Source organism: Streptococcus azizii (assembly GCF_001984715.1).
In the GTDB taxonomy this organism is placed as follows: Bacteria; Bacillota; Bacilli; order Lactobacillales; family Streptococcaceae; genus Streptococcus; species Streptococcus azizii.
The window spans coordinates 60,642-72,160 of sequence record NZ_MSPR01000013.1; the positions used below are offsets into that span (position 1 = coordinate 60,642).

The window sequence follows — 11,519 nt, forward strand, 5'->3', positions numbered from 1 at the left end:
TACACTGTGGCCACCTTTAGGTATAAACTAAATGACTATAAAAGAGGAGAAAAATGAAACGTTCAATGTATGCGGGACGTGTTCGCAAGGAACACATCGGTCAAGAAATTACTTTGAAGGGCTGGGTGGGTCGCCGTCGTGACTTAGGTGGCTTGATGTTTATTGATTTGCGAGACCGCGAAGGAATCATGCAGCTCGTCATCAATCCTGAGACCGTATCGGGCGAGCTTATGTCGCAAGCTGAGAAGGTTCGCAGTGAGTTTGTCCTTGAAGTGACAGGACAGGTTGTAGCTCGAGAGCAGGCAAATCCTGCTATCCCAACAGGTGAAGTGGAGTTACAAGTATCTCACTTGAACATTTTAAATACGGCTAAGACCACACCATTTGAAATTAAAGATGGGATTGAAGTAAGCGATGATACCCGTCTTCGTTACCGTTATTTAGACCTACGTCGGCCTGAGATGTTGGCCAGCTTTAAATTGCGGGCTGCCGTAACGCACAGCATTCGGAATTATCTAGATGAACGTGAATTTATCGATGTTGAAACACCGATGCTGGCCAAGTCTACACCTGAAGGAGCACGTGATTACTTGGTGCCAAGTCGTGTCAGCAAAGGCCATTTTTATGCCCTACCACAGAGTCCACAGATTACCAAGCAATTACTGATGAATGCAGGGTTTGATCGCTACTATCAAATCGTAAAATGCTTCCGTGATGAGGATTTACGTGGAGACCGTCAGCCTGAGTTTACACAAGTGGATCTAGAAACTTCATTCTTGTCTGAACAAGAAATTCAAGATTTAGTGGAAGGTTTGCTGGCGCGTGTCTTGAAAGAGACCAAAGGAATTGAGGTGAGCTTACCGTTTCCTCGCATGAGCTACGATCATGCCATGAATATCTATGGTAGCGATAAGCCGGACACCCGTTTTGATATGTTACTACAAGACTTGACAGACCTTGTCAAGGGAGTGGATTTTAAAGTTTTTGCAGAAGCAAGGGCTGTCAAGGCTATTGTTGTCAAGGGTGCAGCAGATAGCTATTCACGAAAAGATATTGATAAATTAACTGACTACGCTAAGCAGTTTGGAGCGAAAGGACTCGCTTGGATTAAGGTTAGCAATGGAGAACTGACAGGACCAGTTGCTAAGTTTTTAACAGAGTTGACAAGTGGATTGACGGAACGTTTACATCTAGTTGACAATGATTTGGTTCTATTTGTCGCAGACGAACTGGAAGTGGCTAACAATACCCTAGGAGCTCTCCGGCTTCGCTTGGCCAAAGAGCAAGGCTTGATTGATGAGACTAAGTTTAACTTCCTGTGGGTTGTTGATTGGCCGATGTTTGAGTGGTCAGAAGAAGAGGGACGCTTTATGAGTGCCCACCACCCCTTTACACTTCCGACGGAGGACTCTGCCCATCATTTAGAGGGCGATTTGGCAAGTGTTCGTGCAGTAGCGTATGATATTGTTTTAAATGGCTATGAGTTAGGTGGAGGAAGTCTGCGGATCAACCAAAAAGAGATGCAAGAGCGTATGCTAAAGGCACTTGGTTTTAGCAGGGAGCAGGCCTATGAGCAATTTGGCTTTCTTTTGGAAGCCATGGACTACGGATTCCCACCACATGGTGGACTGGCGCTCGGTTTGGATCGTCTGGTCATGCTGTTAGCAGGTAAGGATAATATTCGTGAAGTCATCGCCTTTCCTAAAAATAACAAGGCTAGCGACCCGATGACTCAGGCACCAAGCATGGTGGCAGATAGTCAATTAGAAGAATTAGCACTTAGCATTACTACAACCAATGAATAGATATTTTAGAAAACTTCGGATTCAATTTCTGAGAAAGGCTCGGCGTAATCGTTTTTGGTCTGTCATCTCAAGTGTCTCACGAGAGCGGTATGCTGAGCGTATTTCGGGATCGATTATCTACGGAATCCTATCTAGTATAGCCGTCAACTTCTTTTTCCAGTCAGGCAATGTTTACTCATCTGGGGTGACAGGGATTGCGCAGATTATTTCTACCATTTCTGTTACCTATTGGGGGATTGATATTCCGCTTGCAGTGCTATACTATGGCTTGAATATCCCGTTATTAGTGATTGCTTGGTATAAGATTGGGAATAAATTTACCATCTTTACCTTTATTACGGTTACCTTTAGTTCCTTTTTTATCCAATTTATGCCTCACATCACCTTGACGACAGATCCGCTGGTAAATGCAATTTTTGGAGGCCTCATGCTGGGAACAGGAATTGGGTTTGCCCTCCGTAATAACGTTTCAAGTGGTGGTACGGATATTATTAGCATCTTGATTCGGCAAAAGACTGGACGTCAGGTGGGGAGTATCTCTCTGATTGTCAATGTGTTGATCATGCTAGCAGCAGGTGTCACCTTTGGATGGAAGTATGCCCTTTATTCCATGATTGCTCTCTTTGTGTGTAGCCAGATGACGGATGTGATTTATGTCAAGCAAAAGCGCATGCAGGCTATGATTATCACCAGTCATCCCAACCGTGTCATCAAGATGATTCAAAAAAAATTGCACCGAGGGGTGACGATTATCAATGGTGCAGAAGGTGCCTATAATCACGAACAAAAGACTGTCTTGATTACCATTATTACACGGGCAGAATTTAATGATTTTAAGGCGATTATGAAAAAGGCCGATAAGACAGCCTTTGTATCTGTCGCTGATAATGTCAATATTATTGGCCGGTTTGTAGAGGCACGCGAATAGAGAAATACTACCGATACGTTGACAAACACAATATATGGATATATAATGGTATATGTATTCTATATATTGTGTTTTTTGAATGGAGAAGAGATGAAAAAAGTATACCTTGTCTATATTAGTTTGAGTGGTAATACAGAAAGTTTTGTAAAACGTTTGACGACTTTTTTACAATTCCAGTCTGATATACAGGTGGAGCGAGTCCATGTCAAGGAGTTGGTCAAGCAGAGTATCCCTTTCTATGAACTAGATGCCCCTTTTGTGGCTTTTTTACCGACCTATTTAGAAGGTGGGAATGGTGTAGACAATGGGGATGTGGAGATTTTAACGACACCGTTGGGAGATTTTATTGCCTACGGTACAAATGTAGCGAACTGCCTTGGAGTTGTCGGTTCAGGCAACCGTAATTTTAATAATCAGTACTGTCTGACAGCCAAACAGTATGCTGAGCGTTTTGGCTTTCCAGTCCTTGATAACTTTGAACTTCGTGGTCTCAATAGTGACGTTGAGCGGGTAGGGAGAACGATTATGGAGCTGGTCTAGTGTAGGACGATAAAAAATCTCAAATCAGGATACTTGATTTGAGATTTTTTGCGTTACGATGCCGTATTTTCTAAGATACAGATACTTTGCCCTGCGATAAGGATATGGTTGCTATCATTGGTGAGCGGTGGGAAAGTAAAGCGGATGCGTTGTTCAGCTTCTTTTTCGTAGGTAAAGTCACTGTTGGCAAAGTTGATAATAAACTGAATCGTCTCATTAGTTGATGTGACGGTATAGCGGAGAACATACTCTGTTAGCCAATAGAAATCGCAGTTTTCCTGGATTGTTTCATACTCTGCCTGACTCAATATCGGATGTTTTTTACGAAAGGCGATCAATTCGCGGATAAAGTGAATATGCTCACGGTAGCGAAGCGCTCGTGTCCAATCGAGACGGTTGATAGCGTCAGGGATGTTGTAGGTATTGTCAATTTCATCCTTCGTTCGGAAAAATTCTTGTCCGCTATGGAGAAAGGCCATCCCTTGGGAGATAAGAATCAGCTGAAGCCCAAAACTGGCTGCGCGTTTCTGTTGATGTGGTGTCCAGGCAGGGTTTTCTATGTGGAAATAATCAAAGGCTGTCGCATTATCGTGGCATTCAATATAGTTGACAGACTGGGATGGGCTGAGGAAGTGGCTATAACGGCTTCCTGTCAGCAGATGTTGAATCTTTTCATGGAGTTGCTTGTCCACCAGATGCTGAGGGTTCAGCAGAACTTTTTTGAAGGTATCTCGGTAATCATCATTGAAAAAGGCGAGTGTTGGTAGTTTTTCAGCATTGTATTGATGGGCTAGCTGGTCAAAGTCGAGGCCTGTTGCCATTTTCCAGCCCTCACCGTAGAGGTAGATATTATCGTGGAGTAGGCGTAATTCTGTTTCGATTTGATTCATGGTTTCAACGTCAAGAATGCCCATGAGGTCAAAGCGGAATCCGTCAAAACCGTAGAGACTGGTCCATTGTCGGAGGGATTGCTTGATGTAGTTGCGGACCATACTGCGCTCGCTTGCTACATCATTTCCGCAAAAGGTACCGTCTGTCCGGAGACCATTTTCTTGATAACGATAGAAGTATCCAGGAACAATGCGCTCAAAGGCATATTCTTCAGCATGGTAGACATGATTGTAGACAACATCCATAATGACGCTGATATCGGCATCGTGATAGGCTTGAATGACTGTTTGTAACTCGTAGATCCGTGCATAAGGGTCATCGGGTTTGCTGGCAAAGGATCCTTCTGGTACATTGTACTGCACAGGGTCATATCCCCAGTTATACACAGCCTGTGGATAATTTTCGTCAACACTTCCAAAGTCGTAGAGAGGCATGAGCTGAATGTGGGTCACGCCAAGCTGTTTGATGTAGTCCATCCCAAGGTGCATCCCACCTAATTGAGGGGATTCTGTCAAGCCAAGGAATTGACTTGCATGCTTGAAGCCGGCGCTTGCCTGCTGAGAGAAGTCCCGGACGCTCATTTCATAGACGATAGCTTGCGCGGGAGGCAGTTGCGTCTGTGCACGGCGTGGTGTTGATAGCTTGGCAGGGTTAATCACATAGCTATCTCCTGCATTTGCTTTAGAAGAAAGAGCGTAGGGATCATGGACGGAGATCCACTCACCGTTCACCTTGTGGAGGTAGTGGTAGCTGGTTCCATCGAAGTCGCCTGCTACTGTCACCTGCCAGACCCCTTTTTCCTGTCTGTGCATGGGAAAGGGAGTGCCGTCAAGAACTAGAAAGACTGCTTTTGAAATCGGAGCCCAGAGTTTGAATTGAGTTTCAGTGGGGCTATAGTGGGAGCCCAAATCTTGACCATCATAGGTAAAGGTCTGCTCGAAGAGGCTAGAGCGGACGATAGAGCCATAGGCTAGCTCAGCTGCATTTCGATCCTGATCATAAATAGTGTAATCACTTGTGAGGCTTAGTGGTATAGGGCTAGAGAGGTAGAGGGTCACCGTTTGCTCTTGCTCGGTGCACTGCTCGATTAGGAGTGCTTCCTCTCCTTTATCAGAGGCGATTGTAAAGGTTAGATCTGGATGATAGAAGCGCTTTTCAAGAAGGATTCGAATATCCGCAGTAGTATCGAGATACGCATTAAATTGTCGTAAGGCCATGAGCCGATGGCTCCTTTCTAAAGTTCAGTAATGGTGTGTGGAATCACACGGCGGTAGCAAATTTGTTTATTTTCCTTGCTATCATTGATAATTTGTAGAAGTGTATCGCAGGCGACACGTCCTAATTGCATAGCATGAACATCTACGTAGGCATCAATGGCAAGTTTTGGTTTGACAGAGTCAAAGGAGATGATGGGAAGCTGCACATTGATTTCATTGAGGTAGCGCAGAATCCCTGCGGCGACCATGGTATCGGTCGTCACAATGGCGTCTGGTTTTTGTTTCATGAGTTTTTTCATGACTTTATAGCTACTGTCCTCTAAGAGGAAGCCTGAGCTAAATTTGACCTTGCTGTCGTCAAGGGGAATGTTATAGGTTTTGAGTGCTTTTTTATAGCCTTTATACCGATCTTGGGATACGACGAGTTCCTTGTTTCCGGCAACAAAGGCAAGGTTCTGGTATCCCTTTTGAATAAAGTAGCTCGTTGCCTCAAAGGCTGCTTGAATATTATCATTATCGACCAATGAGATAAAGGGGGATGCGGCCTTTCCTAGGATGAGAAATGGGAAATGGTGCTGAATGGCTAATTGCACTAGTGGGTCGTCAGGTTTTGAATAAAGGAAGATTAAGCCGTCTACCCGTCTGCCGTAGACCATTTGAGAAATGGCTTCAAGTCGTTGCTCTTCATCTTTTCCTGTGCTAATCTGAATGGCATAATTATGATCGGCTGCCACCTGTGAAATCCCACGCAGAGCAGTTGGGAAGAAGGGATTTTGATAAAAAATATCGGAATCATCTGGTAGGACTAGGCCAATCACCTGAGTATAGCTGCTGACCAAACTACGAGCGTTGAGATTGGGGTGGTAGTTGAGTTCTACCATGGCCTTGCGGACACTATCTTTGGTCTTTTGGCTGATGGCAGAGCTGTTTTGAATGACACGAGTAACAGTTGAGGGGGAGACCCCTGCTAATTTAGCAACATCTTTGATGGTAGCACGCATATAAACCTCCTAAGCACGATCCCGAAATTTTGTGGTAAAAAAGACCCAGAGTAAGACCAAGACAAACAAGATGTTTTGCACAGACATGACTGTTGTCACCGTGTGACCAAATAGACCGACAAAACAAGCTAGGATGGTAGGCAAACCCAGACAATTTAGGGACAAATTGTAACACTCTTTGACCGACTGCAGATGAAAGAGTTTTGATTTTTTTGTTAGATAGAGGAAAAAGGTTGCTCCAAGTACGATAAAGAGCAGATTGGTGCCTAGGAGAAAGGTAGAGATGAGGGTGATAGATAGGGTGATTGGCAGACGGTTCTGCTGATACCAAGCCTGTGAAATAGCAGTAGTTAAGCTCTGCCGATCTGCAAAGCTACTTGACTCAAACATCTGATAGGAGATGTCAACGAGGGTTGTAGTATCCTTACGAATGATGAGTTTGTCAGTGTCGAATTGATAGGTAAATCCAGAGCCTTGAGGGACCTCTTTACCAAATGTCACCGCTTGGTAGCGAGCGGTTCCTGTATAGGTCAATTCGCCATCGCTAAACTGGTGATGCTCTGCCAAGTCTGCTGCGATTTCTTCAGTCAAGGGGGCATAAATCCCATCGATGAAAGTGTCTAGTGGGTACGTGTGCAGCTGCATCGTTTGCAAAGACGAGGGAATGACCAAAAGAGCAATGAGAAAAACAGTTGTAAACAGACGTTGCCAAAGGGTCATGGTATGGCGATTGGCAAACATCTTTTGTGGCTTTATAATGCTTGAAAAATAAGAAAGGGGGTAGGGGAACATGGGGATCCTCATTTCTATTATAGACTTTATACTCTTCAAAAATCAAAATGCGACTTCGTCAACTCGTCTCGATGCATGAAAAGCTCCACAGGGGCTTTTTAGCCTGTTTCCTCGAAATAAGCTGGCATTATATCGTGGAAGCTAGTCTGATGCTGGCGTTCATTGAGTATCGGTTTATCTGTTATTGCTTTTTGATCAGTCTGTTGACGAGCTTCCCTCAGGCTTGTTTTTCACCTCGTTCACAAGAAAAGGTGGGACAAAAGATTATCCCTTGTCACCACCACTCGTTAAACCAGATACAAAGTTCTTTTGGAGGAAGAAGAATAGAGTACAGATCGGCAATGCAATGAGAATTGCACCAGCTGCGAAGTATGCGATTTTCAAATTTTTCGCATCGTTGACAAAGGTCTGAAGACCAACGGCAACGGTATAGTATTCTTTTTCACGGAGCAAGAACTTAGATAAGATGTAATCGCCAAACGGTCCCATAAATGCCCAGAGAGCCTGTACTGCTATCATTGGACGAACGAGGGGGAGAACGATTTGCCAGAAACGTCTGAAGTGTCCAGCACCGTCTAGTTTTGCCGATTCATCAAGTGAAATAGGTACCGTATCAAAGTAGCCTTTCATCAACCAAGCATTCATCGGGATTCCCCCACCGACATAAAGGAAGATGAGGAACCAGCTTTGATTGAGGGCATTGAGCATCAAGGCCATAACGAAGAAGGCTGTAAGGGCAGCCATAGTTGGTACCATTTGGATAATCAAGAAGAAGACCAAACTTTGTTTACGAGCGAGGAAGTTATAACGGCTATAGGCATATCCTGCTAGTACCACTATACTTGTTTGGACAACCATTGTCAAGAGGGCAATGATTAAGGTGTTGAGATACCAGGTCCCATACAAGGTTTCGCTGAAAAGTTTGCTAAAATTCTCGAGGGTAAAGTTGATATTTCCATCCAACTTGAAGGCCACGACATTTCCTGATTTGAAGGCAGAGGTGATGGTAATCAAGAGTGGATAGATGATAATGACAGACAAGACAATCAAGTAGAGATAGGTCAAGGTCTGACCGAGGCGACGTCTAAATTTTACAGAAAGTTTCATCTTACACATCCTCCATGTCAAACGCATTTAATTTCTTGAAGGCAATCATGGAGATACTGATGACGATCATTGAAATAATCAAAGTCACAGCTGCTGCCATTGAGTACTGAGGTGATGTTCCTGTCGTCAATTTATAAATCCATGAAATCAAGATATCTGTTGAACCAGCTCCTCCACCGACACTACCTGGTCCACCGTTGTTGAAGAGGTAGATGATTGAAAAGTTGTTGAAGTTGAAGGTGTATTGACTGATGAGCGTTGGAGCTGCAACCGCAAGAATCATTGGGAAGGTGATATTACGGAATTTCTGCCATGGACTAGCACCGTCAATATAAGCTGCTTCGTATAGATCGTTTGGAATCGATTGTAAAATTCCTAAGGTCAACACATAGATGTAAGGGAAGCCAAGCCAAGCCTGCATCATAATCAAAGCGATTTTTGTCCAGAAAGGATCTGTTTTCCATGGAATCAGGAAATTGTCAATAAATGGCAAAAATTTGCTCAGGAATGGGAGCACCTGTGTATTGATGGCTCCGACACTATCGTTGAACATGTTGCTAAAGGTCAAGATTGTCACAAAGGCAGGGACTGCCCATGGAAGCAAGAAGATAACACCGAAGATGCGTTTACCTTTGATAAATGGTTGGTTAGCAATGATAGCCGTTAAAATACCAATGACAATCTGCGCCGTTGAGGCACAAAGAGCCCAGATAATGGTCCACGATAAGACAGAACCAAAGGCACTGCGGAAGGTACTTAATTGCCAGATGTTAGAGAAGTTTGCTAATCCTACCCAGTCCAACAAGGCACCTGGTGGTAAATGTTGGAAGTCGTAGTTGGTAAAGGCGATTAAGAGCGTTACTACAACAGGAAAGATAATCGCAAAGGTCATTGCGATGTAAGAAGGAATAATCAAGAGATACGGGAAGCCATTCTCATAGATATTTTGTAGCATCCCTTTGAGGGTTGTAGTGACAGGAATACCACTATTCCAACGTTTTGCTGTATCTTTTGCGTCTTTCAAGTTTAAGACATAAAAGAAGAGATAGACTGTAATGATGATGAGGTGGAAAGAGCCACGAATCAGCATAAAGAGGGAGTTATCACGCCCGCGTTGACTTCCAAGTGTGATGAGATTGGCAATCTCTCCAGAAGCGATGGTGACGAGATAGAGGAGAAAAGCAATGGTTACTCCGAGGAAAATAAACCCTTTTGCTTTTTGTTTGTTATACAGTTGTCCAAGACCAGGAATCAGAGACAGAAGTAAGGCTTTATTAGGGTTTTGTTGGGTCATCCTAAACGTTCCTTTCTAGCTATAATCATTTGCTGCATCTTTTGTCGCTTGGATGATGGGGAAAGTTCTTTCCCCTCTGTCTGACTTTCAGCTCATCTGCTGGATGTTTTAAAGTCGTTTTATCTCCGGTATTCCAGACGCTTGGACATCAGAGATAAAAGCAAACGAAAAGATGATAGATGATGGTTGAGTATCTGCTTTGAATAAAAGAGGTTGGGAGAAAGATTCCCGACCTCGTTCATTTTTCTAAACTGGAACAGACTGACGCAGTGCTTGTCTGGCTAGTGCTATTTCCAGGCTTACAAGGAATGAATCATCAAGGAAAAGACGACGATCCATTCCGAGCTTACAATTTTCAGTCAATCTGCTTATTGGCCGTATTTTTGTGAAATAGTATCTTTAATCAATTTCACAGCATCATCTGCAGCTGTTTTTGCTTCTTTTTTACCGCTTGCAGCTTCAAAGAGCATATTTGCAGCTGGTTCCCAAACGGTACTCATTTCAGAGATATTTGGAAGTGGCTGTGCAGAAGCAAACTGGGCTACAACAGCACTTGTCAATTCATCCTTCTTGCTTACTGCATATTCACGAGCTTCAGTGTTTGCTGGAACTTCGTTGGTCATATCGTACAATACTTTTTGTTGGTCAGTTGAAGTCAAGTAGTCTACAAATTTTTGTGCCATGTCAGGGTTTTGTGATCCAACTGGGATAACCCATGCTTTACCGCCACCAAATGCTTGGTATTCTTTACCATTTGGAAGGGTTGGAATGGTTGCTACACCGTAATTCACTTTTGCCTCTTTGTAAGAAGCTGCTTGCCATGGTCCATCGATGATAGCCGCTGCCTTACCTTCGGTGAACTGTGTTTTAATTAAGTTTGCAGCAGCAGATGTATCTTGCAACCCTTGAGGCCATTGACCATACCATGTTTTCGCATATTCGATTGCTTTGATTGCACCTTCATTGTTGAGACCAATGTCTTTTGGATTTGTACCATTGTCTCCAAAGACATATCCACCGTATCCGGCAAGCAATCCATAGGTGTAGTAGAAGTTTGTCCAGTCAGCAAGGAAGGCAGTTGTTTTACCGTTCTCCCCTTCAAAGGCATACTTGCCATCTTTTGCCAGTGTTTCTAAATCAGCAAATGTTTTTGGAGCTTCTTTGATAAGGTCTTTGTTGTAGTAAAGCACAAGCGTTTCGATAACTGCTGGCGAACCATATACTTTTCCACCATTTGTCACGAGTGCCTTGGTTGTGTCATCTGTCATGCTGGTTTCAGCAAGTTTTACTTCTGACAACTGACCTTCTGATCCGAGGCTACCTACACGGTCGTATGGAGCCATCATCACATCAGGGGCTGATCCTGATTGGTTGTCAAGAGAGAGATTATCCAGCCCTCCAAGAGCATCTCCTGTTTTGACAGTGACTTTAACACCGTTATCTTCTTCAAACTTCTTAGCTGCAGTTTCAATATAGTCTTTGTAGCCTTGGTCAACATAGACAGTCAAAGACTTTCCATCAGCAGATGAATCATTGGAAGCTGACTTATTTGAAGAACAAGCAGCAAGGACGCTTGTTGTAGCAGCAAGAAGAGCCATGCTCTTCATCAATTTGTGTTTCATAATTATCCCCTCCACGAATAATGATAGTATGGTGAGAAACGTCTACTCATAGCGCAAACGTTTGCTTTTCTATATCATTATATCGCAAAATGAATGCGGTTGCAAGTCTTTTTTTCAAAAATTTTAAAATTTTCGAGAGAATGAGAGAGAACAGCGGATTTGGCTATAAAAAACAGAAAAAACATAGATTGTTTTTGAACTGCTCCCTGTCAAGTGGACAGTGAAATAATAAAAGATTAAGCAACGGCCTTGTTCCTCATTTCAAGAGGGGCAAGGCCGTTGTTGCGCTCTTGAAAACGTTCATGATTGTAAAAATGAATAT

8 protein-coding genes and 1 pseudogene are annotated in these 11,519 nt (G+C 43.5%); 3 read left to right on the forward strand and 6 right to left on the reverse strand.

All coding sequences use genetic code 11. The features are described from left to right. The first annotated feature begins 53 nt into the window (after positions 1-53). The 3 genes and pseudogenes from aspS to nrdI all read left to right on the forward strand — a co-directional run bounded on the left by aspS (position 54) and on the right by nrdI (position 3,273). Complete coding sequence (aspS, locus tag BVE84_RS07280; protein WP_076996397.1) at positions 54-1,805, forward strand: aspartate--tRNA ligase; 1,752 nt, start codon at positions 54-56, stop codon at positions 1,803-1,805. A gap of 61 nt (positions 1,806-1,866) precedes the next feature. After that, a pseudogene (locus tag BVE84_RS07285) lies at positions 1,867-2,733 on the forward strand (YitT family protein); the annotation flags it as partial. 90 nt (positions 2,734-2,823) lie between these two features. Then, positions 2,824-3,273, forward strand: a complete 450-nt coding sequence (gene nrdI, locus BVE84_RS07290) for a class Ib ribonucleoside-diphosphate reductase assembly flavoprotein NrdI (protein WP_076996399.1) — start codon at positions 2,824-2,826, stop codon at positions 3,271-3,273. Between the two features lie 53 nt (positions 3,274-3,326). On the opposite strand, the gene pulA is transcribed toward nrdI, so the two are convergent. The 6 genes from pulA to BVE84_RS07320 all read right to left on the reverse strand — a co-directional run bounded on the left by pulA (position 3,327) and on the right by BVE84_RS07320 (position 11,197). After that, a complete protein-coding gene (gene pulA / locus BVE84_RS07295) occupies positions 3,327-5,381 on the reverse strand; it encodes a type I pullulanase (RefSeq protein ID WP_076996400.1) in 2,055 nt (684 codons plus the stop codon). Between the two features lie 17 nt (positions 5,382-5,398). Further along, the gene (locus BVE84_RS07300) at positions 5,399-6,382 is read right to left on the reverse strand and encodes a LacI family DNA-binding transcriptional regulator (protein ID WP_076996401.1); all 984 of its coding nucleotides are present in this window, start codon (positions 6,380-6,382) and stop codon (positions 5,399-5,401) included. A gap of 9 nt (positions 6,383-6,391) precedes the next feature. Continuing rightward, positions 6,392-7,174, reverse strand: coding sequence for a DUF1189 family protein (locus tag BVE84_RS07305; RefSeq protein WP_076996402.1), 783 nt, complete (start codon positions 7,172-7,174; stop codon positions 6,392-6,394). Positions 7,175-7,438: 264 nt separating this feature from the next. Next, positions 7,439-8,281, reverse strand: a complete 843-nt coding sequence (locus tag BVE84_RS07310; RefSeq protein WP_076996403.1) for a sugar ABC transporter permease — start codon at positions 8,279-8,281, stop codon at positions 7,439-7,441. A gap of 1 nt (position 8,282) precedes the next feature. Next, positions 8,283-9,575, reverse strand: a complete 1,293-nt coding sequence (locus BVE84_RS07315; RefSeq protein WP_076996404.1) for a carbohydrate ABC transporter permease — start codon at positions 9,573-9,575, stop codon at positions 8,283-8,285. A 368-nt stretch (positions 9,576-9,943) separates the two neighbouring features. Then, a complete protein-coding gene (locus tag BVE84_RS07320; RefSeq protein ID WP_076996405.1) occupies positions 9,944-11,197 on the reverse strand; it encodes an extracellular solute-binding protein in 1,254 nt (417 codons plus the stop codon). Positions 11,198-11,519 lie beyond the last annotated feature (322 nt).

Coding starts and splice junctions, on each gene's coding strand:
- aspS (WP_076996397.1), top strand. CDS start 54: ATGAAACGTTCAATGTATGCGGGACGTGTTCGCAAGGAACACATCGGT.
- nrdI (WP_076996399.1), top strand. CDS start 2,824: ATGAAAAAAGTATACCTTGTCTATATTAGTTTGAGTGGTAATACAGAA.
- pulA (WP_076996400.1), bottom strand. CDS start 5,381: ATGGCCTTACGACAATTTAATGCGTATCTCGATACTACTGCGGATATT.
- BVE84_RS07300 (WP_076996401.1), bottom strand. CDS start 6,382: ATGCGTGCTACCATCAAAGATGTTGCTAAATTAGCAGGGGTCTCCCCC.
- BVE84_RS07305 (WP_076996402.1), bottom strand. CDS start 7,174: ATGTTCCCCTACCCCCTTTCTTATTTTTCAAGCATTATAAAGCCACAA.
- BVE84_RS07310 (WP_076996403.1), bottom strand. CDS start 8,281: ATGAAACTTTCTGTAAAATTTAGACGTCGCCTCGGTCAGACCTTGACC.
- BVE84_RS07315 (WP_076996404.1), bottom strand. CDS start 9,575: ATGACCCAACAAAACCCTAATAAAGCCTTACTTCTGTCTCTGATTCCT.
- BVE84_RS07320 (WP_076996405.1), bottom strand. CDS start 11,197: ATGAAACACAAATTGATGAAGAGCATGGCTCTTCTTGCTGCTACAACA.